A 25,640-nucleotide genomic window follows, 5' to 3' on the forward strand; every position below is an offset into this window, starting at 1 on the left:
AGATGCAGCGCGTCAGGCGTTCTTGTTGTGCGCTCGCATGGCGCGCTGCTTGTCGCGCGCCCAGTCCCGATCACGCGCGACATCGCGCTTGTCGTGGCTTTGCTTGCCTTTCGCCAGCACGACTTCGGCCTTGACCTTGTTGCCCTTCCAGTAGAGCGATGTGGGCACCACGGTGTAGCCATCGCGCTGCACCCGACCGATCAGTGTGTCGATCTCGCGCCTGTGCAGCAGCAGCTTGCGCGTGCGGTGCGGATCGGCGACCACGTGCGTGGAGGCCTGACTGAGCGGCGTGATCTGCGCTCCGATCAGGAACAGCTCGTTGTTGAGGACCATAGCGTAGCTCTCGCCGATGATCGCGCGGCCCGCGCGGATCGCCTTCAGCTCCCAGCCCTGCAGCGCCAGACCTGCTTCGAAGCGGTCTTCGAAGTAGTACTCGTGGCGCGCACGTTTGTTCAGCGCGATGGTGCCCGTGCTGTTTGCTTTATCCTTGTCCTTGCCACTCTTCTTGCTCATCCGTCCATTGTCCCCGAAGCAGGTCCCCCAGGCGAGTCATGCCCAAGATTGAACGTAGTGCCCTCGTCGGGCAGCCCGCCGAGCGCATGTACGCGCTGGTCAACGATGTCGCCGCCTATCCCCGCCGCTTCGCCTGGTGCGATGCCGCGGAGGTCCAGGAGACGACCGAATCGCGCATGGTCGCGCGTCTGGATCTGGGGCTCGGCGCGCTGCGGACGTGGTTCACGACCGAGAACACGCTGTCGCCACCCGACACCATCGACATGCAGTTGCGCGATGGTCCTTTCAAGTCGCTGCACGGCCGCTGGACCTTCCAGGCGCTCGACGAGGCTGCCTGCAAGGTCACGCTGCTGCTGGAGTTCGAACCCAGGAGCCGGTTGATGCTGCCTGCAATGACGCTCGGCTTCAAAGGCCTTGCCGACCGCATGGTCGATGATTTCGTGCGGGTTGCAGAACACGAGCCGGCGGCGTGAAGACAGTGCGCGTGGTCCGGGCCCGCCCCGGACGCCACGCGGCGTGGGCGCTGCAGCTCGACATCGATGCGTCCGTTGCCGATGCGATCGTCGCGATACGCCAGATCGCGCCCGAGGCACTCGATGCGGTCGCCGGCTATGCGGTGTTCGGCGTTCGCGTACAACCGGAGACGGTGCTCGGAGACGGCGATCGCCTCGAACTGCTCGAAGCGCTGCAGACCGATCCCAAGGATGCACGCCGCCGTCGCGCCGCCGCCAGTCGCGGCGACGCACGCTGAAGCACCCGATCAGCGGCGCTGGTTGCCCTTCTGGCGCGGCAGATTGCCGAACTTGCGCATCTCGGCGGCCAGCTCCTGGTCGCGTTTCGGAAAGTACTCGCCTTCCCAGCGGGCGAGCTGATCGTTGTCGAAGAACACCGTGAAGTTCTTCACCTCGGTGCGACCGCGACGGTCCACGCGCTGCGAAGCGGTGTAGTCCCAGCGCTGGTGGTGGAAGGGATCGGCGATCGACGGCGTGCCCAGCAACGCTTCGACCTGCGCCTTGCCCATGCCGACCTGCAACTGCTCGACCGCCGAGCCGTCGATCAGGTTGCCCTGGTAGATCGGCTGCTTGTACAGCAGGCCGCAACCGCTGGTGGCGAGGGCGAGAACCGGAACGAGAAGAAGCTTGTGCATGTCGTGGGGACGGCCTGGAATGACCGCCCGATGATACACTGCCGCCACGCCGCAACCGCGATCCAGGCAGCTGGCGTTCAACCGCCGGTGGCATGCCTGCCTGTATTCGGAGACACCATGGAATCGCTCGACCTGCGCAAGGCCGGACTGAAAGTCACCCATCCGCGGATGCGGATCCTGCAACTGCTCGAGCAGCGCACGCCGCGCCAGCATCTGACTGCCGAGGCCATCTACCGCCAGCTGCTGGAGCAGGGCGACGAGATCGGCCTGGCCACGGTGTATCGCGTCCTCACCCAGTTCGAGGCTGCGGGCCTGGTACTCAAGCACAACTTCGAAGGCGGTCACGCCGTCTATGAACTCGATCGCGGCGGCCATCACGACCACATGGTCGACGTGGACACCGGCAAGATCATCGAGTTCGAGAGTGCCGAGATCGAAGAGTTGCAGCGGCAGATCGCTGATCAGTACGGCTACATCCTCGAAGAGCACTCGCTGGTGTTGTACGTCCGCAAGAAGCGCTGACGCGCTCTACGAACCCTGCGCAGGCGAGCGCAGGGCGGTGCGCATGGTGTCCCTGCCGCATGCTGCCAGTGAGTTCCTGCCAGCCTTGAGCGTGTTCGGCGTGCAAGTCGACTGCCTGCGCGGGAGATCAGGATCGCCGACTGCGCCGCGCGCAACCGCGGTCAGATCGGGGTGCGCGTCCACGACATGCCACACGTTCGCACTGTAGGCGGAGCGACGCGCGCATACGTGGTTCGAAGTCGCCGTGCGTGCGTATTCGCTGTGCGCAAGAGTTGCTGAGAACGGAAGCCGTGTCTGCGCGCCGAGGATGCTGTCGCCGCAGCGCTGGCAGTCCTGACGGTGGCCGGCGGACACCCGGCGCCGGACATCGCGACACGCGAGCGCCCGCAGACGGTGCGGCAGCGGGGTTCGTCTCAGACCATGCCCTGCAGCAGTTTGCGCGCCGCGGCGCGTGCTTCCTTGCTGACGTCCACGCCGCCGAGCATGCGCGCGAGTTCCTCGGTGCGCTCGGCAGTGTCGAGCCGGCTGACCTGGCTTTCGGTCGCACCATCAGTGCTGGACTTGTGCACGCGGTAATGGGTGTGTCCCTTCGAGGCCACCTGCGGTAGGTGGGTCACGCACAGCACCTGGCGGCTGTCTCCGAGCGCGCGCAGCTTGCGGCCGACGATATCGGCGACGGCGCCGCCGATGCCCGAATCGACTTCGTCGAATACCATCGTCGGCACGGCGTCGTGGCCGAGTGCGGCGACTTCGATCGCGAGCGAGATACGCGACAGTTCGCCGCCCGACGCAACCTTGCGCAGCGGGCGCGGTGGCTGGCCGGCATTGGCCGAGACCATGAATTCCACGCGCTCGGCGCCCTGTGGATCGGGTCGTGAGGTCTCGACCGGTTCGATCGCGACCTCGAACACGCCGCCGCCCATACCAAGTTCGTGGATCAGCGCGGTGGACGCCTTCGATAGTGCCTTGGCCGCCTTGCGGCGTGCCGCGCCCAGGCGATCGGCCGCGTCACGCCAGCGGCCCATCGCGGCTTCGATCTCGCCGTCGAGCTGCTTCAGGCGTTCGCCGGCGCCATCGAGCTGGTCGAGTTCACCGGCCAGGCGCGTCTGCACGTCGATCAGTTCTTCCGGGGTCACGCGATGCTTGCGCGCAAGTTCGTGCAGCCGGCCGAGGCGCTGTTCCAGCGTCTCCAACTGCTCGGGATCGATATCGAGATCATCGCGGACCTGGCCGAGCAGCAACGTCGCTTCGTCGAGCTGGATCGCCGCAGCGTCAAGCAATGCGTCGACCTCGCCCAGGCGCGGCTCATGCGCGCGCATCCGCGTCAGGTCTTGGCGCAGCGTCTGCAGTGCCTGCGGGAGGCCGAGCTCGTCGTCTCCGCGCATGCGCTCGAGCGCCGCGTCGCAGGTCTGGATCAAGCCGGCCGCGTTCGCATGCCGGCGGTGGCTCGCGAACAGGTCGGCCACCGCGTCGGCGGCGAGCGATTCGCCGTCGAGTTCGCCGAGCTGGTGGCGCAGCCAGTCGCGGCGCTCGGCCACGTCGCCGATCCCCACCAGTGCATTGCGCTCGTCGTGCAGCGCGCGCCAGGCTTGGGCAGTGCCGCGCACCTCGGCGAGCAACGTGCCGTTGCCGGCCTGCGCATCCAGCAGTGCGAGCTGGCTGCCGCGGGCGAGCAGGGCCTGGTGTTCGTGCTGGCCGTGGATCTCGACCAGATGCCCGGCCAGTTCGCCGAGTTGGGTGATCGTCGCCGGTCGGCCGTTGATCCAGGCGCGCGAGCCGCCATCGGCGCGCAAGGTGCGGCGCAGCTGGCAGGTGTCACCGTCGTCGAGTTCGTGTTCGCGCAGCCAGCGCAACGCGGGCGCGGCGTCGTCGAGGGCGAACTCGGCGTGTAGTTCGGCGCGTTCGGCGCCGTGGCGCACGATGCCGCTGTCGGCGCGCTGGCCCGACAGGAAGCCCAGCGCGTCGACCAGCAGCGACTTGCCGGCGCCGGTTTCGCCGGAAATGACGGTCAGGCCGGCGCCGAACTCCAGGTCCGATTGGCTGGCGACGGCGAAATTGCGGATGGCGAGATGGGTCAGCATGGGTGCGGATTGTGCCTTGGTGCGTCGCGGGCGAGTAGGTGGATCGCTGGAAGCGATGGCCAACGGTGCGCTAAGTATCGTGCCCGCGTCTCAGCGCAAGAGAATGAGCGCTTGCATCGCAGTGAGGCGCACCGTATACCGCCCGCATGTCATCCGATCCGCGTCATCCGCTCGATCCGCGCGCCAGGCAGCTGTTGCGCACGCTGATCGCCCGGCATATCCAGGACGGTGGCCCGGTCGGCTCGCAGACCCTGGCCCGGCATGCGGGGCTCGATGTCAGCGCCGCGACGATCCGCAACATCCTCTCGGACCTGGAAGAGGCCGGCCTGCTGGCCTCGCCGCACACCTCCGCGGGCCGGGTGCCGACCGCGCAGGGCTATCGCGTGTTCGTCGACTCGCTGCTGCAGGTCAAGCCGCTGCGGGCCCAGGAGATGGAGCGTCTGCGCGGCGAACTGGGCGGCGGCGGACAACAGTCGCTGCTGGGCAGTGCATCCGAACTGATGTCGGCGATGACCCATTTCGTCGGCGTCGTCTCGGTGCCGCGTCGCGAGCAGCTGGCGTTCCGTCATATCGATTTCGTGCCTCTGGACGGTCAACGGGTCATGGCGATCATCGTCTTCGCCGACCACGAGGTGCAGAACCGCATCATCCAGACCCGGCGCAGCTTCGAGACTGCCGAGCTCGAGCGGGTGGCCAATTATCTCAACCAGCAGTTCGCTGGACGCCCGCTCGGCGACATTCGCGCGGCACTGGTCGACGAACTGCGCCACGCTCGCGACGAGATGGAAGCCTTGCTGTCGCAGACGATGGAACTGGCCGAACAGGCGCTGGTGCCCGGCGACGACGACATGCTGCTGGCCGGGCAGAACCGCCTGATCGGTGTGCAGGACCTGTCGGATCTCGACCGTCTGCGCGAGCTCTTCGATGCCTTTTCCCGCAAGCGCGAAATCCTGCAGCTGCTCGAACGCACGATCCGCGCGCCGGGCGTGCGGATCTTCATCGGCGAGGAGACGGGGCTGGCGCCGCTGGAGGGCATGTCCCTGGTGACCGCGCCCTACGGCGCGGGTGGTCGCACGCTCGGCGTGCTGGGCGTCATCGGACCGACGCGCATGGCCTACGAGCGGGTGATCCCGGTGGTCCAGGCGACTGCGAGTGTGCTCGGCGCGGCCCTGCATCCCGAGCCTTGAATCGCCGGTCGGCGGCCCCATAGCTGGGCGGGTCGGCGGCCAGACGCCCGCCCCGGAACCGGACATGACCCAGCCCCAAGACGACGCCCAGATCCCGAACCTTTCCGAAGACGAGGCCGCCGAGCTCTCGGTCGAACACCAGCTCGCCGAGCAGGTGGAATTGCTGAGCGCTGAGCTCGAGCAGCTGCGCGCGCAGGTGCTGCTCGAGCGCGCCGATCTCGAAAACCAGCGCAAGCGCCTGGCCCGCGAGGTCGAAAGCGCCCGCCGCTTCGCCAACGAACGACTGCTGGCCGCGCTTGTGCCGGTGTTCGATGCGCTGGAAGCCGGCCTCGCCAGTGCGTCCGATACCGATCCGCTGCGCAGTGGCGTCGAACTCACACTCCGCGAGCTGACCCGGGCGACCGAGTCGAATGGCCTGGCTACCCTCGCCCCGGCGCCGGGTGATCCGTTCAATCCCGAACACCACCAGGCGATGAGCATTGTCGAAGTACCTGGCGTGCCGCCGGGCGCGGTGGCCCAGGTCTTCCAGAAGGGCTACCTGCTCAATGAGCGCCTGCTGCGGCCCGCCATGGTCGTCGTCGCCAAGGCGGATTGACGCCCGCCCGGGCATTGCCCGGGCCAGTTCGATACACGACACCGCTTGAACGCTGTGTTGCGTGTCCCCAGATCACGGTCATCGACGGCATCGGCCGTCCCCCAGACATATTTCTTAGAGGAAGCACCGCAATGGCAAAGATCATCGGCATCGACCTGGGCACGACGAACTCGTGCGTGGCGATCATGGACGGCGGCAAGGCCAAGGTCATCGAGAACAGTGAGGGCGATCGCACCACCCCGTCGATCGTCGCCTACACCAAGGACGGCGAAGTGCTGGTCGGCGCCTCGGCCAAGCGCCAGGCGGTGACCAACCCGCACAACACCTTCTTCGCGGTCAAGCGCCTGATCGGCCGCAAGTTCACCGACGGCGAAGTCCAGAAGGACATCGGCCTGGTGCCGTACAAGATTCTTGAGCACGACAACGGCGACGCCTGGGTGTCGACCAGCGACGGCAAGAAGCTCTCTGCGCAGGAAGTCTCGGCGCGCATCCTCGAGAAGATGAAGAAGACCGCCGAGGATTATCTGGGCGAGAAGGTCACCGAGGCGGTCATCACCGTACCGGCGTACTTCAACGACAGCCAGCGCCAGGCGACCAAGGACGCGGGCAAGATCGCGGGCCTGGATGTGAAGCGCATCATCAACGAGCCGACCGCGGCCGCGCTGGCCTACGGCCTCGACAAGTCCGGCGGCGACCGCAAGATTGCCGTCTACGATCTCGGCGGCGGCACCTTCGACGTGTCGATCATCGAGATCGCCGAAGTCGACGGCGAGAAGCAGTTCGAAGTGCTGGCCACCAACGGCGATACCTTCCTGGGCGGTGAAGATTTCGACGCACGCGTCATCGATTATCTGGTCGAAGAGTTCAACAAGGACCAGGGCATCGACCTGCGCAAGGATCCGTTGGCGCTGCAGCGTCTGAAGGATGCGGCCGAGCGCGCGAAGATCGAGTTGTCCTCCTCGCAGCAGACCGAAGTCAACCTGCCGTACGTCACCGCCGACGCCTCGGGCCCGAAGCACCTCAACATCAAGCTCACCCGCGCCAAGCTCGAGTCGCTGGTCGAGGAACTGGTGCGCCGGACGATCGAGCCGTGCCGCACCGCGCTCAACGACGCCGGCCTGCGTGCGTCCGACATCAACGAGGTGATCCTCGTCGGTGGCCAGACCCGCATGCCCAAGGTCCAGGCGGCGGTCGCCGAGTTCTTCGGCAAGGAGCCGCGGAAGGACGTGAACCCCGACGAGGCCGTCGCGATCGGCGCGGCGGTGCAGGGCGGCGTGCTGGCCGGTGACGTCAAGGACGTGCTGCTGCTCGACGTGACGCCGCTGAGCCTCGGCATCGAGACGCTGGGCGGTGTGTTCACCAAGATCATCGAGAAGAACACCACGATTCCGACCAAGGCCTCGCAGACGTTCTCCACCGCCGATGACAACCAGTCGGCCGTGACGGTGCACGTGCTGCAGGGCGAGCGCGAGCAGGCCCGCTTCAACAAGTCGCTGGCGCGCTTCGACCTGACCGGCATCGAGCCGGCGCCGCGCGGCATGCCGCAGGTGGAGGTGTCGTTCGACATCGACGCCAACGGCATCCTGCATGTGTCCGCCAAGGACAAGAAGACCAACAAGGAACAGAAGGTCGAGATCAAGGCCGGTTCGGGCCTGTCGGACGACGAGATCGCCCGGATGGTCGCCGATGCCGAAGCGCATCGCGACGACGACAAGAAGTTCCAGGAGCTTGTCGGCGCGCGCAACCAGGCCGACGCGCTGGTGCACTCCACCCGCAGCGCGATCAAGGACAACGGCGACAAGCTGCCGGGCGACCTGATCGGCCGCGCGGAAGGCGCGATCGCCGAAGTGGAAACCGCGATGAAGGGCGACGACAAGGGTCAGATCGAAGCGAAGTCAAAGGCGCTGGAGGAAGTGGCGCAGCAGCTCTTCGCCGCCGCCGGTGCCGCCGGCCAGGCCGACGCTGCGCCGGGCGCGGATGCGCCGAAGTCCGACGACGTGGTGGACGCCGAGTTCACCGAGGTCAAGGACGACGAGAAGAAGGCGTAATTGGTGGATTCGTGATGCGTGATTGGAAGAAGCGGAGCGCAGGCTCCGTTTCTTTCGCACGTCATCGCGGACTCGACGCGCTTTTCCGAATCACCAGTGACGAACGACGAATCATGGCCCCATGAGCAAACGCGATTACTACGAGGTGCTGGGCGTCACGCGCACGGCCACCGAAGACGAACTGAAGAAGGCCTATCGCCGCTGCGCGATGAAGCACCATCCGGATCGCAACCCCGGCGACGCCAGCGCCGAGGCCGCGTTCAAGGAGTGCAAGGAGGCCTACGAGGTGCTGTCGGACGGCGGCAAGCGTCGCATGTACGACCAGCATGGCCATGCCGCGTTCCAGCACGGCATGGGCGGTGGCAACGCCGGACCGGGCTTCGGCGGCGGCGCCGACATGGGCGACATCTTTGGCGACATCTTCGGCAACATTTTCGGCGGTGGCGGTGGCCGTGGGGGGCCGCGTCGCGGTGCCGACATCGGCTACGTGATGGAACTCGACCTCGAGGATGCGGTGGCCGGTGTCGAGAAGCGTGTCGAGTTGCCGACGCTCGCCGGTTGTGATGATTGCGACGGCAGTGGCTCGGAAGACGGCAAGCGCGAAACCTGTTCGACCTGCGCCGGCCGCGGCCAAGTGCGCATGCAGCGCGGCATCTTCACGATGCAGCAGGCATGTCCGCATTGCGGCGGTCAGGGCCAGATCATCGCCAACCCCTGCAAAACCTGTCACGGCGCCGGACGCGTCGAGGAAGAGAAGGTGTTGTCGGTAAAGGTGCCCGCCGGCGTCGACACCGGAGATCGCATTCGTTTGGCTGGCGAGGGAGAAGCGGGCCCGGCCGGCTCACCGCCTGGCGACCTCTACGTCGAGGTGCGTGTGCGTCCGCATGCCATCTTCGAGCGCGACGGCGACGACCTGCACTGCGAAGTGCCGGTGCGCATCTCGCAGGCAGCGCTCGGCGACATCGTGCGTGTGCCGACGCTCGGCGGCGAGGCGGAAATCCGCGTGCCGGCCGAGACCCAGACCGGCAAGGTCTTCCGCCTGCGCGACAAGGGCGTCAAGTCGGTGCGCAGCCGCGGCCCGGGTGATCTGTACTGCAAGGTCGTGGTCGAGACGCCGGTCAATCTGACCAAGGAGCAGCGTGATCTGCTGGCGCAGTTCGAAACCACCTTCACGCGCGAGAACGCCCATCGGCATTCGCCCAAGTCCAGTACGTTCATTGACGGGGTCAAGGGGTTCTGGGACCGGATGACCTCCTGAGCCCTGATCGTATTGAATGACAACGCCCGGCCCAGCGCCGGGCGTTGTCGTTTCCGGGGATGGGTGCGAGGCGCCACACGCGGTCGGGGGCCCGCGGACCGCGCGGCCTGCGGACGCACGTCATCCACAGAAGGTGTGGATCACCTGTCGACAAAGCTGTGGATAAGCATTCCAAGTGCGCGTGTGCACAGGGCGCGCGGATACTGGTCAATGCGTGACCACTGTGACGCCGCGCACATCGACGCAGAATTGGCGTTTTCGAGCCAAACGCCGCTGTGGCGCGGTTTCTGGGATATCCGGACACGCCAATGCTTGACGCAGGCGACAAATGCGCCTAGTGCCCCGCTGGTGCCAGACGGCCTGCGCGGACTGTGGGTTGTGATGTGGATAAACGCGCGGAGGCACGCGCAGCGCTGTTCCCATGCGCATCCAGCGCCGTCCGGTCGGGATGCGGATGCCGGGTGACGTGAACGCCGACCCACCAGCCCTGTGCGGTGGCGCATGGCGGCGGATGCTCGGCCCATTCGGCCCGTTCGCCGGGTGCGGTCGGCCGTACGCTTGTCCGGGCTTGGTCTGAAGATCCGAGACACCGGGCGCAAGGGCGTCCAGCAGCGTTTGACCTCGCCGCGTGCATCGCGTAGCGATCCGTTTCTCCACAACCCATGTGGATCATCTGACGAGAAACTTGTGGATAAGCGACGCACGTCGCGTTGTGCCCGTGCGTGAGCTCGCTGGTGGTTTTCTCGCCAGTGGTGCGTGTAGATGCGTACACGGTGCTTGACCTGCGCAAGCAGATCGGCAGTGCCAGCAAGCGCCGCCGTGATGCGTGGCCCGCGCGCGCTTGGGGCGCCGGACCCGCGCCTGACCGCATGCGGGCAAAAGATATGGCAGGCGAATCATCCACAGCGGGTGTGGATGATTCGGCGGCACGTCTGCGGACAAGTGACGGAAAGGCGCTCGCGACGCGGTGCGCCGAGCGCCGGTCATTGTTTGACCAGGGCCGAGTCCCCGCACCAGCGCGATGCTCGACGCGCGCAGAACGCGCCGTCTTCACCCGGCGCGCGCGGCGAAACCTGCCTCGGTACCGGCTGGAAGAAACATTCAGTCGCGGACCAGCCCGCCATCGACGACGAGGTTTTGCCCGGTCACGGCGCGCGCCCATGGCGACGCGAAGAACAGCGCGGCGTCTGCAAACTCGACCGGTGTCGTGACCCTGCGCAGCGGGGTGTTGGCGGCGATGTAGTCGAACACCGCGTCCGGCGTGGCGGCGCTGGCGTCGGTCGTGCGCAGCAGTCCGCCCGACAGCATGTTCACCGTGAGGCCGTGCGGGCCGAGGTCGCCGGCGAGCGTCCGTGTCAGTGACAACAGCGCAGCTTTTGCCGCGGTGTAGTCGTGATACGGCACCACCGGGTTCTGGAAGAGGTTGGTGCCGATGTTGATGATGCGGCCGAAACCCTGTGCGCGCATGCCCGGCAACCCGGCCTGCACGGTATGCAGCGCAGCGCGGACGCTGCCTTCGAACTGGGTCGCGAACGCCGGCCACTGGATGGTGCCGGCGTCCGGCCGCGCATCGCCGTCGAATGCAAAATCGACCAGTGCATTGTTGATGACAGTCGTGAGATCGGCGCCGAAATGTGCCCGCGCCTGTGCGTACAGCGCGTCGACCTGGACGCGTTCGGTCACGTCCGCCTGCAATGCGATCGCGCGTGGCCCGATCTGCGCCGCAAGCGCTTCGGCGGCTTCGCGGCTGCGACGATAATTGACGACCACCCGCGCGCCTTCGCGCGCGAAGGCGCGGGCGATCTCGCGGCCGAGGCCTCGGCCGGCACCGGTGACGAGGACGATCTGTTCGGACAATTGCATGGCGAGGCCCGCGGGGAGGAACTGCAGAGCGTAACCGCGGCGGCGCCGCCGTCCGACACGCGGCTTGGCAAACGTCGGTCTTCATGGGTGCCGGCCTGCGTGATGCACGTCGAGTGCGACGCTAGAATGCGGCCATGAGTCTTCTTCCAGTGTTCTCGAACGTAATGCTTTTTTCGCTACGCGCGCGCCTGCACGCGGGTGCCGCATGAGCGCGCCGACCCGGGTGCTGATCCACGGCGCCTCCGGGCGTATGGGGCAGGCCTTGCTGCGCCTCGCCGCGTCGCGCGCTGATCTCGTTGTCGTCGCTGCCGTGTCGGGACGTGCGCCCAGGCAGCGGGTCGTCGAAGGTGTGCCGTATTTCGGTGCGTCCGAGCTCGGCGGCGCGCCGGCGTTCGATGTCGCCGTCGACTTCAGCCTCCCCGGTGGCTTCGATCCGCTGCTGGCCCTGTGCACCCGGCGTGGCGCGGCGCTGGTCTCGGGCACCACCGGGCTCGACGATACCCAGCGCGCCGCGCTCGATGCGGCAGGGGCGTCGATAGCGGTGGTCTGGGCCTCGAACTTCAGCCTCGGCGTCGCCGTGCTGCAGGACCTGGTGGTACGTGCCGCTGCGGTGCTGCCCGGCTGGGATTGCGACATTGTCGAGTCGCACCACACGCGCAAGCTCGACGCGCCGTCCGGCACTGCACTGACGCTGGGCGAAGCCGCGGCCGGGCAGGGCGCGACACCGCATTACGCCTCGATCCGTGCGGGCGACATCGTCGGTGAGCATCTGGTGCAGTTCACCGGTCACGGCGAGCGCATCGAACTGGTCCACCGGGCGACCAACCGCGACATCTTCGCCGGCGGTGCGCTGCACGTGGCGACGCGTCTCGCGGGGCGCGGACCGGGCCGGTATGCCATTGCCGACCTCCTCGGCGCCGCCCCGGTCTGAGTTCACCGCACGAATCACTGAACGCAGTCGTCACATGGCTGGCGCGACGCGGGGCGCATCGGTACAATTCCCGCTCGCCTGAACCCCAAACCTCCGGACCGGTTTCCACCGCTCTGGCGGTTTCCTGCAACCTGACGTAGGCGAAGACCTCGTGACAGATTCCGCAATCCTCGTCCTTGAAGACGGCACCGTATTCGAGGGCGTTTCCGTGGGCGCCCCCGGGCTTTCCGTCGGCGAAGTGGTGTTCAACACCGCGATGACCGGCTATCAGGAAGTGCTGAGCGATCCCTCGTACGCGCGCCAACTGGTGACGCTGACCTATCCGCATATCGGCAACACCGGCTGCACCGACCAGGACGATGAAGCGTCGAAGATCTGGTCAGCCGGCCTGATCGTGCGCAACGTGCCGCGCCGCCCGAGCAGTTGGCGCAGCCAGGTGTCGCTGCCGGATTGGCTGCGCGCGCGCGGCATCGTTGCGATCTCCGAGATCGACACCCGCAAGCTGACGCGCCTGCTGCGCGACCGCGGCTCGATGAACGGTGCGGTGATGGCGGGTGAGGTGAATGTCGAACAGGCGCTCGAAGCCGCGCGCAAGTTCCCCGGCCTGAAGGGCATGGATCTGGCGAAGGTGGTCAGTACCACCGGGCACTACGGCTGGACCGATGGCCAACTCGATCTCGACAGCAATGTCTTCGTCACCGCGCCTGCCAAGTTCAAGGTCGTGGCCTACGACTACGGCGTGAAGACCAACATCCTGCGCATGCTCGCCGAGCGCGGTTGCGAGTTGACGGTGGTGCCGGCGCAGACGCCTGTCGCCGATGTGCTCGCGCTCAAGCCCGACGGCGTGTTTCTGTCGAACGGCCCCGGCGATCCGGCGCCCTGCGATTACGCGATCGACGCGATCCGGGTGTTGATCGAGAAGAAGATGCCGACATTCGGCATCTGCCTTGGTCACCAGTTGCTGGCGCTTGCTGCCGGCGCGCAGACGCTGAAAATGCCGCACGGCCACCACGGTGCGAACCACCCGGTGCAGGACCTCGAGTCCGGCAAGGTGCTGATCACCTCGCAGAACCATGGCTTCGCCGTCGACGAGGCCTCGCTGCCGGCCAACGTGCGCGTGACGCATCGTTCGTTGTTCGATGGCACGAACCAGGGCATCGAGCTCACCGATGCGCCCGCGTTTTCGTTCCAGGGGCATCCCGAGGCGAGCCCCGGCCCGCACGATGTGGCGCCGCTGTTCGACCGGTTCGTCGCGCTGATGGGTTCCGCCCGGGCATGAGTGCAAGGCACGTCCTCGGACTCGTCGCGCTGCTCGCCGGGGCTCCAGTGCAGGCCGCGCCCGCGCCGGAGGCCGATGTGGCCGCGTTGCTGCAGCGCCTCGGTCTGGACCTGCTGGGTGAGGAGATCGCCCGCGGCGTGGTGGCATCCACGCCGCCGTTCTCCACACAGGCCGAAGCGGCGCGGCAATGCGCTGCTGGCCCGATGGGAGACCTGATCCTCGGGCACATGCGGGACATCTTCACCGACGCCCTGGGGCCGAACGGCGCCGAACACCTGGCGGCGTGGGATGCGTTCCTGCAGACGCCCGCCGGCGCGCGCATCGGCGATCTGGTGACCGCCAACATGCGTGCCGGGGCGGTCCATGCCTTGCCTGACGACATGACGGCAGGCGACGCGGCGGAAGTGGAGATCTTCATGCGCAGCGAGGCGTTTGGCGCCTTTGTGCGCGGGTTCGACCAGGGCATGAATTTCTCGCCCAAGCGCGTGCAGGCCGCGGTCGATGGATTCGAGCGCAAGTGCCGCATCACCGTGCCCGTCGAGATGCTGTCCTGAACATGCACGCCCCCGCACGTTACGCCGCCGCGCTCGGCGCGCCCCCGCTACGCTCACCGTCGGGCGCTGCAGCCCGGACTGGGAGGCGTTGCCAGCTCGCGGTGTTCGACGCCGGTCGCGAGCCATGCGCGGCGACACGTTCGCGGACGCCGGGCGTGATGCCGCAATACAGGGACGCCGTCCTTCCCGAAGTTCCATCCTGATCGACCGCGTGCGATCGCCCTTCGACACGCCGTACCGACTTTAGAGAAAACCATGCCCAAGCGCACTGACATCAAGACGATTCTCATCATCGGCGCCGGCCCGATCGTCATCGGCCAGGCCTGCGAGTTCGATTATTCCGGCGCGCAGGCGTGCAAGGCGCTGCGCGAGGAAGGTTTCCGCGTGGTGCTGGTCAACAGCAACCCGGCGACGATCATGACCGACCCCGAGATGGCCGATGCGGTCTACATCGAGCCGATCAACTGGCAGACGGTCGAGAAGATCATCGCCAAGGAAAAGCCCGACGCGCTGCTGCCGACGATGGGCGGCCAGACCGCGCTCAACTGCGCGCTCGATCTCGCCGATCACGGTGTGCTCGAGAAGTACAACGTCGAGCTGATCGGCGCCAAGCGCGACGCGATCCGCATGGCGGAGGACCGGGAGCTGTTCCGCGTGGCGATGGGCGAGATCGATCTCGAATGCCCGCGCGCCGAAGTGGCGCACACGCTCGAGGAAGCGATCGACATCCAGACACGTGTCGGCTATCCGACGATCATCCGTCCGAGCTTCACGCTCGGCGGTTCGGGCGGCGGCATCGCCTACAACCGCGAGGAACTGGTCGACATCGTGACCCGCGGTCTCGAGCTGTCGCCGACCACCGAAGTGCTGGTCGAGGAATCGGTGCTGGGCTGGAAGGAGTTCGAGATGGAAGTGGTCCGCGACACCGCGGACAACTGCATCATCGTCTGCTCGATCGAGAACCTCGATCCGATGGGCGTGCACACCGGAGACTCGATCACCGTCGCGCCGGCGCAGACGCTGACCGACAAGGAATACCAGCGCCTGCGCAACGCGTCGGTCGCGGTGCTGCGCAAGATCGGCGTCGACACCGGCGGCTCGAACGTGCAGTTCGGCATCAACCCGAAGGATGGCCGCGTGGTCGTCATCGAGATGAATCCGCGCGTGTCGCGCTCGTCCGCGCTGGCCTCCAAGGCGACGGGTTTCCCGATCGCCAAGGTCGCGGCCAAGCTCGCCGTCGGCTACACGCTCGACGAATTGAAGAACGAGATCACCGGCGGAAAGACCCCGGCCTCGTTCGAGCCGTCGATCGACTACGTGGTCACCAAGATTCCGCGCTTCGCGTTCGAGAAGTTCCCGCAGGCCGATGCCCGCCTGACGACGCAGATGAAGTCGGTCGGCGAGGTCATGGCGATGGGCCGCACCTTCCAGGAATCGATGCAGAAGGCGCTCCGCGGCCTCGAGACCGGCAAGGTCGGCTTCGATCCCACCGGCTTGGATCTCAACGACGAAGACGATATGGCGACGCTGCGCCGCGAAGTGCGCGAGCCGGGTCCCGAGCGGTTGTTCTACCTGGCCGACGCGTTCCGCGCCGGGCTGTCGGTCGAGGACGTCTATGCGCTGTCGTATGTCGATCACTGGTTCCTCGACCAGATCGAGGAACTGATCACGACCGAGGCCGAAGTGGCTGCTGCCGGCATCGATGCGCTCGACAAGGCGCGCGTGCGTGCGCTCAAGCGCATGGGCTTCTCCGATGCGCGTCTGTCGCAGCTGCTGGGCACCGACGAGCAGGCGGTGCGCGCATTGCGCCGCGCGTTCGGCGTGCGTCCGGTCTACAAGCGTGTCGACTCCTGCGCGGCCGAATTCTCGACCGACACCGCGTACCTGTACTCGACCTACGAGGACGAGTGCGAGGCGCAGCCGACGGGCCGCGACAAGATCATGATCCTCGGCGGCGGTCCCAACCGTATCGGCCAGGGCATCGAGTTCGATTACTGCTGCGTGCACGCCGCGCTCGCGCTGCGCGACGACGGGTACGAGACCATCATGGTCAACTGCAACCCGGAAACCGTGTCCACCGATTACGACACCTCCGACCGCCTGTACTTCGAGCCGCTGACGCTCGAGGACGTGCTGGAGATCGTCGAGGTCGAGAAGCCCAAGGGCGTGATCGTGCAGTACGGCGGCCAGACCCCGCTCAAGCTCGCGCGCGCGCTCGAAGCCAACGGCGTGCCGATCATCGGCACCTCGCCGGACTCGATCGATCTGGCCGAGGACCGCGAGCGCTTCCAGAAGCTGGTCGACGAACTGGGCCTCAAGCAGCCGCCGAACCGCACTGCGCGCAACCCCGAAGAAGCGCTGGTGCTGGCGCGCGAGATCGGCTATCCGCTGGTCGTGCGTCCGAGCTATGTGCTCGGTGGCCGCGCGATGGAAGTGGTGCACGCCGACAGCGATCTCGCGCGCTATATGCGCGACGCAGTCAAGGTCTCGAACGATTCGCCAGTGCTGCTCGACCGGTTCCTCGACAACGCGGTCGAGGTCGACATCGACGTGATCGCCGACAAGGACGGCAACGTGCTGATCGGCGGCGTCATGGAACATATCGAGGAAGCCGGCGTGCATTCGGGCGATTCCTCGTGCTCGCTGCCGCCGTATTCGCTATCGAGCGAGGTGCAGGCGCGTCTGCGCGAGCAGGTCGTCGCACTGGCGCGCAAGCTCAAGGTCATCGGGCTGATGAACACCCAGTTCGCGGTGCAGACCGACGACGACGGCGTGGATACGATCTTCCTGCTGGAGGTGAATCCGCGTGCCTCGCGCACCGTGCCGTTCGTCTCCAAGGCGATCGGCATTCCGCTGGCCAAGATCGCGGCGCGCTGCATGGCCGGCAAGACGCTGGCCGAGCAGGGCGCCACGACCGAAATCGTGCCCGAGTACTACTCGGTCAAGGAAGCGATCTTCCCGTTCGCCAAGTTCCAGGGCGTCGACCCGATCCTCGGGCCGGAGATGCGTTCCACCGGTGAGGTGATGGGCGTGGGCGAGAGCTTCGGCGCCGCGTTCGCACGCGCGCAGGAAGCGGCAAGCATCAAGACCCCGCCGACCAGCGGCAAGGTGTTCGTGTCCGTGCGCGATCCAGACAAGCAGCGCGTGCTGCCCGTCGCCCGCGACATCATCGCGCGCGGCTACACCATCGTCGCCACCGCCGGCACGGCCAAATGGCTGCGCGAGCACGACATCGCCTGCGAACAGATCAACAAGGTCGTCGAAGGCCGCCCGCACGTCGTCGACCTGATCAAGAACGGCGAGATCGCGTACATCGTCAACACGACCGAGGGCAAGCAGGCGATCGCCGACTCGTTCTCGATCCGGCGCGAGGCCCTGCAGCACCGGGTGACGTACTCGACCACCGTTGCCGGCGCCAAGGCCCTGCTGCATTCTCTGGAATTCCGCGGCACCGGCCCGGTCTGGGCACTGCAGGAACTGCACGCGCGGCTCAAGGGCAGCGCGGCAGCCACCACCACTCACTGACGGAGGCACGCCCATGCGCGCACCCATGACCATGCGCGGCGCCCAGCGCCTGCGCGAAGAGCTCGAAGAACTGAAGTCGGTCAAGCGCCCGGCGGTGATCGAGGCGATCTCCGAAGCGCGTGCACACGGCGATCTCAAGGAGAACGCCGAGTATCACGCCGCGCGCGAGCAGCAGAGCTTTATCGAGGGCCGCATCAAGCAGCTCGAAGGCGAACTGTCGCATGCCGATCTGATCGACGTCTCCAAGCTCAATGCCGGCGACAAGGTGGTGTTCGGCGCGACGGTTGTCATCGCCGACACCGAGACCGATGAAGAGAAGCGCTACCAGATCGTCGGCGACCTCGAAGCGGACATCAAGAAAGGTCTGATCGCGATCTCATCGCCCGTGGCCCGCGCGATGATCGGCAAGCACGAGGGCGACAGCGTCAGCATCGACGCGCCTGGCGGCTCGCGCGAGTACGACATCATCAGCGTCGAGTACCTCGGCTGAGCCGATGACCTCGGCCACCTTCCTGTTGCCCGCGGCCGCACGCTTCGGTGCGCAGCGCTGGCAGCAGGACGTATCGCGCGCGCTCGGGCGCGCGGATGTGACGTCGCTGGCATCCGGTCGTCGCGCGCAGCTGGTCCGACAGATCGAACTGCCAGGCGGTACCTGGCCGCTCGCGGCCCTGTCGCGCCAGGTCGACGTGGGCGATGCCGACACGCCGGACAGCGCCTGGCTGCGCGCCGATCCGGCGTGGCTGCGGCCCGACATCAACGGCGTGCGCCTGATGGCGCACGGTGACGCGCTCGGCCTGACTCGCGAAGACTGCGATGCGTTGCTGCCGGCGCTGCAGCCGGTGTTTGGCGATGCCGGCTTCGCACTCGATGCACCTGATCCGGCGCGCTGGTATCTGCGCGTGCCGCGCGCGAGTCCCGTCCCCGAGTTCCTGGATCCGTCCGAGGCGCTGGGCACCGACCTCGCCGATCATGACGACGACAGTGCTGCGGCGCGCCGCTGGCGCGCGCTGGCGACCGAGGCGCAGATCATCCTGCACAACCATCCCTGGAACGCACGCCGCGTTGCGGCCGGCAAGACGCCGGTCAATGCGCTGTGGTTCTGGGGTGGTGGCCCGTTGCCCGATGCGCGCGTGCACACGCGGAGCGCGCATGCGCAGGTCTACACCGAAGATCCCACCCTGCGTGCATTGGCCGCGAGCGCGACCACGGTTGCGCCGTTGCCGAAGGCCTTCTCCGCGCCGGGCGACGCGATGCTGTTCGATCTGGTCGGCGAGCGGGACCTGCGCCGGCTGCAGACCGATTGGCTGCAGCCCGCGCTCGCGGCATTGGCCCGCGGCCAATTGCGCACGCTGCACATCGATGACGAGGACGGGAACGTGCTGACGCTGCGTCGCTGGCATCGTCTGCGCGTCTGGCGTCGCCCGCGCATCGCATCGCCGGCGGCGACACCATGAGCGCGCAGGCGCCAACGATCCGCCGACGCGAGGCCGCAGTCGGCGATGGCTGGCCGGCGACCGTGCCGTCGCTGCTGCGGCGGATCTACGCTGCGCGCGGCGCACATGATCTCGATGCCGCGCAGCCGAAACTTGCGGGTCTGCTGCCGCCCGATGCGCTGTCGAACATCGACGCCGCGACAGAACTGCTTGCCGAAGCCATCGCCAGCGGCGAACGCATTCTCGTCGTCGGCGATTTCGACTGTGACGGCGCGACGGCCTGCGCAGTCGCCGTGCGCGGGCTGCGCATGCTCGGTGCGCGCGACATCGTGCATGCGGTGCCCAACCGCGTCACGCACGGCTACGGCCTGTCGCCGGCGCTGGTCGAATCGCTCGCGCCGCTGGCGCCGTCGCTTTTGGTGACCGTGGATCACGGGATCGCCTGCCATGCCGGCATCGAAGCTGCGAAAGCGCTGGGCTGGCGCGTGCTGGTGACCGATCACCATCTGCCGGGCACCGAGCTTCCGCCGGCCGATGCGATCGTCAACCCGAACCTGCCGGGCGACACCTTCCCGAGCAAGATGCTGGCCGGCGTCGGCGTGATCTTCTATGTGCTGATGGCGCTGCGCGCGCGGCTGCGCGGGCGGGGGGATGCACGTGCCGCGGATGCGGATCTGGGCAGCCTGCTCGATCTTGTCGCGGTCGGCACCGTCGCCGATCTGGTGCCGCTCGATGCCAACAACCGCGCGCTCGTGTCCGCCGGCCTGCGCCGCCTGCGTGCGCGTCGCGGCTGCGCCGGCCTCAACGCGCTGATCGAGATCGCCGGCCGCGATGCTGCGCGCCTGACCGCGGCAGACATCGGCTTCGCGATCGGTCCGCGGATCAATGCCGCCGGTCGACTCGAAGACATGGCGATCGGCATCGAATGCCTGCTCAGCGATGACGGCGCGCATGCGCGTGATCTCGCCGACACGCTGCATCAGATCAATGCCGAACGCCGCGCCGTGCAGCAATCGATGCTCGACGACGCCGAGGTTGCGGTCGCCGGGCAGCAGCCGGTCGATCCTGCCAGCGCCGGTGTCTGCCTGTTCGATGCCGAGTGGCATCCGGGCGTCGTCGGCTTGGTCGCGTCGAAGATGAAGGATGCGCTGCATCGCCCGGTGATCGCATTCGCGCCGTCCGAACCCGACAGCGAGCAGCTGCGCGGCTCGGCGCGTTCGATTCCCGGCCTGCACATCCGCGACGTGCTCGCGGCGGTCGACGTGGCCTATCCCGGGCTCATTGAGCGCTTCGGCGGTCATGCGATGGCGGCCGGACTCACCCTGCAGCGCGATCGCCTCGATGCGTTCACCGAAGCCTTCCGCGCGACGGTCGAACGGATGCTCGACCCCGCGCTGCTGCGCGCGGAGATCCTCACCGACGGCGCATTGCGCGGCGAGGAGTTCGACATCGTGCATGCCGCGCATCTGCGCGATGCCGGGCCGTGGGGGCAGGGCTTTCCCGAGCCGCAGTTCGATGGCGAGTTCGCGGTCGTCGACTGGCGCGTGGTCGGCACCCGGCACCTGAAGCTGACGCTGCGCGTTGACGGACATCCGAAGCCGCTGTCGGCCATCCATTTCGGCGGTTGGCGCGACATCGCCCCGGCCGCGCGCGAGCGCATCGTCTACCGGCTGGCACCGGATGACTACCGCGGCGGCGACGCGGTGCAACTGGTCATCGAACATCGCGAGCCGCTCGGCGCCTTCTAACGCTTCCGGCGTGTTGCGTGCGCAATTGTGAATGCGGGTGCAGAATAGACCGCCGCGCAAGCGGATGCCGCGGTCGTTGCCCCCGCAACGCCGCCCACTTCTGTACCGGGAGATGTTCTTGAAGACTGTCCATACCTTGGCCCTCGCCGTGGCGCTGGCCCTCGCACCGACCCTCGTCGCGCAGGCTGCGCCGGGCGATGCCGCCGAATCCGTGACCCTGGGCGCCGACCGCCGGGGCGAGATCACCAGCCGCTCCAGCCTCAACCACCAGGACGGCTCGCGCAGCCAGCTCTACCGCGTCGATCTGCGCGAAGGGCAGGTGGCATCGTTCAAGCTCGAAGGCCCGCTGCGCGGCAAGCTCACGGCGTTCCTCGGCGGTGATCTGGTCGCGGCGTCGAATCCCAACCGGGAATCGGCCTCGCTCATCGTGCGCGCCAAGCGCGCCGGCAGCTACACCATCGCCGTGAGCGGCGCAGATGCCAGCGCCTATGGTCCGTTCACGCTGCAGGCGACCGCGATCGAGGCCTACAACGGCGAGACCCTGCGCGTGGGCGCGGCGATCAGCGACTGGGCTGATGCCAAGCGCCAGCTGCCACTGCAGATCGACGAGGCCGGCTTCTACACCATCGACATGATGTCCGACGATTTCGATTCGGTGCTCAAGCTCGACGGCCCGGGCGTTGCGCTGAGCAACGACGATGGCGGCGACGGCAGCAATGCGCGCATCAGCGCACGCCTCGCGCCGGGCACCTACACGCTGACGGCGGAAGGCTACGGCAGTGATCGCATCAACGGCATGTATCAGCTCCGCGTTGCCGCGCGTCCGCTGCCCGCAGGCGGCCTGCGCGAAGGCGGCGAGCTGACGGTCGGCAGCACGGTCACCGGTGTCTACGAGGGCAACGCGCATCCCTATACGTTCTCGCTGCCGGCGCGTCGCGTGGTGCGCATCGACATGCAGAGCGACGAGATCGACCCGGCGATGCATCTGACCGGCAACGGGATCGACAAGAGCGACGACGATGGCGGCGACGGGCTCAACTCGCGCATCTCGATGCTGCTCGAGCCCGGGGACTACACGCTTCGCGCAGACGCCGCCTCCGCAGGCGCCGGCCTCTACACGCTGGCGCTGGCGGCGACGGAAGCGCCGGACAATGTCGGCGGCGGCGCGCTGGCGACAGGGCGTCCGATCGAGGCGACGCTGCTGCCCGGCATGACCGACCGCTGGACGTTCAGCGTGCGCAGTGCCGGCGAGTATGTGATCGCGATGAATTCCGACGATGTCGACAGCTATCTGCGTCTGAGTCGCGACGGCCAGGAGGTGGCCACCGACGACGACGGCGGCAATGCGTTGAACGCGCGCATCGCACACCGGCTCGACTCGGGCAGCTATGTCGTCGAAGCCTCGTCTGTCGACGGCAGCGCCGGCGGCAGCTACCGCCTCTCGCTCGAGCGTCGCTGAGGTCCAGCGACCGGCGCCGCGCAGTGCGGCGCCGGTCTGTCAGCAGGCCGGGGCAACGCCCGACGCTCGACGCGACTACGCCGGTGGGTGATCCGGGGTGGGGTCAGCCGCCACCTCGGCTTCGCCGGCGCCCCAATGGATCTGCGCCCGGCTGCTGCACGCAGCCGCGGCGCCCGATGCGATCGCGCCCTCCGGGTCGCGCAGGATTCCCGCAACGGTCGCGTCCGTGATGGCGTCGCCTCCCCACAGACCGGTCCACGCCGCCCGCCCGCCGCGTTTGGACGCGTAGAGCGCGCGGTCGGCCAGGTCGACTGCCTCCTGCCAGCCACCGCGACTCGCGCCAACGCCCGGAAGAAACGGCCAGCAGGCGAATCCGAGCGAGATCGACAACGGCACTGCGCCCACCTCGTCGATCTCGAACGGTGCGTTGCCGATCGAGTTCCTGAGGCGTTCGGCGATCTCGGTGGCGGCACGCAACCCGACACCCAGGCCCCGCGGCTAGAACTCGTCGCCTGCTTGGCGTGACGTCTTGCCAGGCGGTATCCAGCCCGAGCATCTGGCTTGCGTGTGTGGCCGCGTGATCGCCGGGGCCCGCATGGTGCGGCAAGTCCAGCCGGAACCGCCATTCAGCAGACCCGGATACGGCGCGCGGCGTGGCCGGGGACTTGGTAGAATCCCCGGTTTTCCGCGGTTCCCAATCCCATGCTTGAACTCAATCCTGTTCGCCAGCGCATCGTCGACCTTCGCGGTCGGCTGGATGCGCTCAGGGGGTTTCTTTGACTACGACGCCCGTCGCGAGCGTCTGGAAGAAGTCGAGCGCGAGCTCGAAGACCCGACCATCTGGAATGATCCCGAGCGCGCGCAGGCGCTGGGGCGCGAGCGCTCGACGCTCGACAAGACCGTCAACGGCATCCGCAGCCTGACCGAAGGTCTGGAAGGCGCGAACGAACTGCTGGAACTCGCCGAATCCGAACAGGACGAGGATACCGCGCAGGCAGTTGTCGACGACGTCGAGGGGTTCGCCGTCGAGGTCGACAAGCTGGAATTCCAGCGCATGTTCTCCGGCGAGTTCGACTCGGCAAACTGCTTCGTCGACATCCAGGCCGGCGCCGGTGGCACCGAGGCCCAGGACTGGGCCGAGATGATGCTGCGCATGTATCTGCGCTGGGCCGAGAACCGCGGCTGGAAGACCGAGTTGATGGAAGTGTCCGGCGGCGAAGTCGCGGGCATCAAGTCGGCGACGGTGCGCGTGGAGGGCGAGTTCGCCTACGGCTGGCTGAAGACCGAGATTGGCGTGCATCGCCTGGTGCGCAAGTCGCCGTTCGATTCCGACAACCGTCGGCATACCAGCTTCACTTCGGTGTTTGTGTCTCCGGAGGTCGACGACAACATCGAGATCGACATCAATCCGGCCGACCTGCGCACTGACGTGTATCGCTCCTCCGGCGCCGGTGGTCAGCACGTCAACAAGACCGAATCGGCGGTGCGTATCACCCACATCCCGACCAATACCGTCGTCGCCTGCCAGAACGGCCGCAGCCAGCACCAGAACCGCGACACCGCGATGAAGATGCTCGCCGCCAAGCTCTACGAGCTGGAAGTGCAGAAGCGCAATGTCGAGAAGGACGCGCTGGAAGCGACCAAATCCGACATCGGCTGGGGCAGCCAGATCCGCAACTATGTGCTCGACCAGAGCCGCATCAAGGATTTGCGCACTGGCGTGGAGCGCAGCGATACGCAGAAGGTGCTCGACGGCGATCTCGACGAGTTCGTCGAGGCCAGCCTGAAATCGGGTCTGGCGGCGGGTTCCAAACGTACCGACGCCGTCTGATCGACCCCTCCTGCCGACGCGCCGCGTCGGCACGTCGCGCGACCGGCACGCCGGTCGCGCGTGATTCCTCTTCGCACACCTACGAACCGCACCCATGACCGACGCCCCCGCACCGCAGACGCCCGCTGACGAGAACGCCCTGATCGCCGAGCGTCGCGCCAAACTGACCGCGCTGCGCGGCCAGGGCGTCGCGTTTCCGAACGACTTCCGTCGCCGCGACGAGGCCGGCGCTCTGCAGGCCTCGCACGGCGATGCGGAGCGTTGGACCGGTGAGGCGCTGGAAGCGGAGGGTGTGCAGGTTGCGGTGGCCGGTCGACTGATGGCCAAGCGGATCATGGGCAAGGCCGCGTTCGCGACGGTCCAGGACGTCAGCGGCCGCATCCAGCTGTTCCTGCAGTCGGCGACGCTGGGTGAGCGCTACGACGCGTTCAAGGGCTGGGATGTCGGCGACATCATCGCGGCCGAAGGCACGCTGATGCGGACCAAGACCGGCGAACTGTCGGTCAAGGCATCATCGTTGCGGCTGTTGACCAAGTCGCTGCGCCCGCTGCCGGACAAGTGGCATGGCCTGAGCGACGTGGAACAGCGCTATCGCCAGCGCTATGTCGACCTGATCGTCTCGCCCGACGCGCGCGCCGTGTTCGTCAAGCGCTCGAAGATCATCGGCGCGATCCGCCAGTGGCTCGATACCCGCGACTTCCTCGAAGTCGAGACGCCGATGATGCATTACATTGCCGGCGGCGCCGCGGCCAAGCCATTCACGACGCACCACAATGCGCTGGATCTCGATCTTTTCCTGCGCGTCGCGCCCGAGCTCTACCTCAAGCGTCTGGTCGTCGGCGGTTTCGAGCGCGTCTACGAGATCAACCGCAATTTCCGCAACGAGGGCGTGTCGACCCGGCACAACCCCGAGTTCACGATGCTCGAACTCTACGAGGCCTACGTGGCCTATGAAGAGGTCATGGATCTCACCGAAGCGCTGATCCGCGATGTCGCGACGCAGGCCGTCGGCACCACGGCGCTGGAATGGGACGCCAATGCGATCGACGTCGGCCCGGCATTCCGCCGCTGGAAGCTCGAAGAAGCGGTGCGCGAGCTCAACCCCGAGATCACCGTCGCCGACTGCCGCGACCGCGAGGCCCTGGCCGCGCATTGCGCGCGCCTGGGCGTGCACGTCAAGGCCGGCTACGGCTGGGGCAAGCTGCTGCTGGAGATCTTCGAAAAGACCGTCGAGACCGGGCTGATCCAGCCGACCTTCATCACCCATTACCCGGTCGAGGTCTCGCCGCTGGCGCGCGAGTCCGACAGCGAGGCGGGCATCACCGACCGCTTCGAACTCTTCATCGGCGGCAAGGAAATCGCCAACGGTTTCTCCGAGCTCAACGATCCCGAAGACCAGGCCGCGCGGTTCCGCGCCCAGGTCGACGCGCGCGACAGCGGCGACGACGAGGCGATGCACTACGACGCCGATTACATTCGCGCGCTCGAAGTCGGCCTGCCGCCGACCGGCGGTCTAGGCGTCGGCATCGACCGGTTGGTCATGCTGCTGACGGGGTCCTCGTCGATCCGTGACGTCCTGCTGTTCCCCTACATGCGACCGCAGACCGAGGCCTGAGTCATCTTCCGCCTTTGGAGGCGGCGCATGCGACGGCTGCCATGCGAGACT

22 protein-coding genes are annotated in these 25,640 nt (G+C 67.3%); 17 read left to right on the plus strand and 5 right to left on the minus strand.

What is annotated here, in order from left to right:
• Positions 1 to 12 precede the first annotated feature (12 nt).
• Positions 13 to 513, minus strand: coding sequence for an SsrA-binding protein SmpB (smpB, locus tag J2X52_RS04195; RefSeq protein WP_310149181.1), 501 nt, complete (start codon positions 511 to 513; stop codon positions 13 to 15).
• A gap of 38 nt (positions 514 to 551) precedes the next feature.
• On the opposite strand from smpB, the gene J2X52_RS04200 reads away from it, so the two are divergent.
• Together J2X52_RS04200 and J2X52_RS04205 are read left to right on the plus strand one after the other, a co-directional pair.
• Complete coding sequence (locus J2X52_RS04200) at positions 552 to 986, plus strand: type II toxin-antitoxin system RatA family toxin (protein ID WP_310149183.1); 435 nt, start codon at positions 552 to 554, stop codon at positions 984 to 986.
• Positions 983 to 1,264 (plus strand): RnfH family protein, encoded by a 282-nt coding sequence (locus J2X52_RS04205; protein ID WP_310149186.1) that lies wholly within the window; start codon positions 983 to 985, stop codon positions 1,262 to 1,264. The genes J2X52_RS04200 and J2X52_RS04205 overlap by 4 nt, the downstream gene beginning before the upstream one ends.
• 9 nt (positions 1,265 to 1,273) lie before the next feature.
• On the opposite strand, the gene bamE is transcribed toward J2X52_RS04205, so the two are convergent.
• Complete coding sequence (gene bamE / locus J2X52_RS04210) at positions 1,274 to 1,660, minus strand: outer membrane protein assembly factor BamE (protein ID WP_310149190.1); 387 nt, start codon at positions 1,658 to 1,660, stop codon at positions 1,274 to 1,276.
• Positions 1,661 to 1,777: 117 nt separating this feature from the next.
• Here bamE and fur point away from each other — a divergent pair, with 117 nt between their 5' ends.
• Complete coding sequence (fur, locus tag J2X52_RS04215; protein ID WP_310149192.1) at positions 1,778 to 2,182, plus strand: ferric iron uptake transcriptional regulator; 405 nt, start codon at positions 1,778 to 1,780, stop codon at positions 2,180 to 2,182.
• Positions 2,183 to 2,595: 413 nt separating this feature from the next.
• Here the strand turns inward: fur and recN are convergent, their stop codons facing one another.
• Entirely contained in the window at positions 2,596 to 4,263 is a 1,668-nt protein-coding gene (gene recN / locus J2X52_RS04220) for a DNA repair protein RecN (RefSeq protein ID WP_310149195.1), read from the minus strand.
• A gap of 146 nt (positions 4,264 to 4,409) precedes the next feature.
• On the opposite strand from recN, the gene hrcA reads away from it, so the two are divergent.
• The 4 genes from hrcA to dnaJ all read left to right on the plus strand — a co-directional run bounded on the left by hrcA (position 4,410) and on the right by dnaJ (position 9,351).
• On the plus strand, positions 4,410 to 5,450 hold the full coding sequence (gene hrcA / locus J2X52_RS04225) for a heat-inducible transcriptional repressor HrcA (RefSeq protein WP_310149198.1): 1,041 nt from the start codon (positions 4,410 to 4,412) through the stop codon (positions 5,448 to 5,450).
• Positions 5,451 to 5,514: 64 nt separating this feature from the next.
• Positions 5,515 to 6,045: a nucleotide exchange factor GrpE gene (grpE, locus tag J2X52_RS04230; protein WP_310149200.1), complete on the plus strand. Its 531-nt coding sequence runs from the start codon at positions 5,515 to 5,517 to the stop codon at positions 6,043 to 6,045.
• A gap of 131 nt (positions 6,046 to 6,176) precedes the next feature.
• The gene (dnaK, locus tag J2X52_RS04235) at positions 6,177 to 8,093 is read left to right on the plus strand and encodes a molecular chaperone DnaK (protein WP_310149202.1); all 1,917 of its coding nucleotides are present in this window, start codon (positions 6,177 to 6,179) and stop codon (positions 8,091 to 8,093) included.
• 121 nt (positions 8,094 to 8,214) lie between these two features.
• Positions 8,215 to 9,351, plus strand: a complete 1,137-nt coding sequence (gene dnaJ, locus J2X52_RS04240; RefSeq protein WP_310149205.1) for a molecular chaperone DnaJ — start codon at positions 8,215 to 8,217, stop codon at positions 9,349 to 9,351.
• 1,101 nt (positions 9,352 to 10,452) lie between these two features.
• Here dnaJ and J2X52_RS04245 read toward each other — a convergent pair.
• Positions 10,453 to 11,214: a 3-oxoacyl-ACP reductase gene (locus J2X52_RS04245; RefSeq protein ID WP_310149209.1), complete on the minus strand. Its 762-nt coding sequence runs from the start codon at positions 11,212 to 11,214 to the stop codon at positions 10,453 to 10,455.
• A 205-nt stretch (positions 11,215 to 11,419) separates the two neighbouring features.
• Here J2X52_RS04245 and dapB point away from each other — a divergent pair, with 205 nt between their 5' ends.
• The 8 genes from dapB to J2X52_RS04285 all read left to right on the plus strand — a co-directional run bounded on the left by dapB (position 11,420) and on the right by J2X52_RS04285 (position 22,143).
• The gene (gene dapB / locus J2X52_RS04250; RefSeq protein WP_310149212.1) at positions 11,420 to 12,145 is read left to right on the plus strand and encodes a 4-hydroxy-tetrahydrodipicolinate reductase; all 726 of its coding nucleotides are present in this window, start codon (positions 11,420 to 11,422) and stop codon (positions 12,143 to 12,145) included.
• A gap of 151 nt (positions 12,146 to 12,296) precedes the next feature.
• A complete protein-coding gene (carA, locus tag J2X52_RS04255) occupies positions 12,297 to 13,424 on the plus strand; it encodes a glutamine-hydrolyzing carbamoyl-phosphate synthase small subunit (RefSeq protein ID WP_310149215.1) in 1,128 nt (375 codons plus the stop codon).
• On the plus strand, positions 13,421 to 13,978 hold the full coding sequence (locus J2X52_RS04260; RefSeq protein ID WP_310149216.1) for a hypothetical protein: 558 nt from the start codon (positions 13,421 to 13,423) through the stop codon (positions 13,976 to 13,978). Before carA ends, J2X52_RS04260 begins: the two co-directional genes overlap by 4 nt.
• Positions 13,979 to 14,233: 255 nt before the next feature.
• Positions 14,234 to 17,503 (plus strand): carbamoyl-phosphate synthase large subunit, encoded by a 3,270-nt coding sequence (gene carB, locus J2X52_RS04265; RefSeq protein ID WP_310149219.1) that lies wholly within the window; start codon positions 14,234 to 14,236, stop codon positions 17,501 to 17,503.
• 25 nt (positions 17,504 to 17,528) lie between these two features.
• Positions 17,529 to 17,993 (plus strand): transcription elongation factor GreA, encoded by a 465-nt coding sequence (greA, locus tag J2X52_RS04270; protein ID WP_310150256.1) that lies wholly within the window; start codon positions 17,529 to 17,531, stop codon positions 17,991 to 17,993.
• A gap of 4 nt (positions 17,994 to 17,997) precedes the next feature.
• Entirely contained in the window at positions 17,998 to 18,957 is a 960-nt protein-coding gene (locus tag J2X52_RS04275; protein ID WP_310149222.1) for a phosphoglycerate mutase, read from the plus strand.
• The gene (recJ, locus tag J2X52_RS04280; protein ID WP_310149223.1) at positions 18,954 to 20,684 is read left to right on the plus strand and encodes a single-stranded-DNA-specific exonuclease RecJ; all 1,731 of its coding nucleotides are present in this window, start codon (positions 18,954 to 18,956) and stop codon (positions 20,682 to 20,684) included. Before J2X52_RS04275 ends, recJ begins: the two co-directional genes overlap by 4 nt.
• A gap of 118 nt (positions 20,685 to 20,802) precedes the next feature.
• A complete protein-coding gene (locus J2X52_RS04285; RefSeq protein ID WP_310149226.1) occupies positions 20,803 to 22,143 on the plus strand; it encodes a hypothetical protein in 1,341 nt (446 codons plus the stop codon).
• Between the two features lie 75 nt (positions 22,144 to 22,218).
• Here J2X52_RS04285 and J2X52_RS04290 read toward each other — a convergent pair whose 3' ends face one another.
• Positions 22,219 to 22,620 carry a hypothetical protein gene (locus tag J2X52_RS04290; RefSeq protein ID WP_310149229.1) on the minus strand — a complete coding sequence of 134 codons (402 nt, stop codon included), beginning with the start codon at positions 22,618 to 22,620 and terminating at the stop codon, positions 22,219 to 22,221.
• 225 nt (positions 22,621 to 22,845) lie between these two features.
• Between J2X52_RS04290 and prfB the strand changes: the two genes are divergently transcribed.
• Both prfB and lysS read left to right on the plus strand, forming a co-directional pair.
• Positions 22,846 to 23,974 (plus strand): peptide chain release factor 2 gene (gene prfB, locus J2X52_RS04295; protein ID WP_310149231.1). Its coding sequence is split into 2 segments (ribosomal slippage): positions 22,846 to 22,920 and positions 22,922 to 23,974, totalling 1,128 coding nucleotides; the frame shifts between segments, so codons are not numbered across the junction.
• A 94-nt stretch (positions 23,975 to 24,068) separates the two neighbouring features.
• Complete coding sequence (gene lysS / locus J2X52_RS04300; protein ID WP_310149232.1) at positions 24,069 to 25,589, plus strand: lysine--tRNA ligase; 1,521 nt, start codon at positions 24,069 to 24,071, stop codon at positions 25,587 to 25,589.
• Positions 25,590 to 25,640 lie beyond the last annotated feature (51 nt).

Origin of the sequence: Luteimonas sp. 3794, from assembly GCF_031456825.1 — a bacterium.
Lineage (GTDB): Bacteria > Pseudomonadota > Gammaproteobacteria > Xanthomonadales > Xanthomonadaceae > Luteimonas.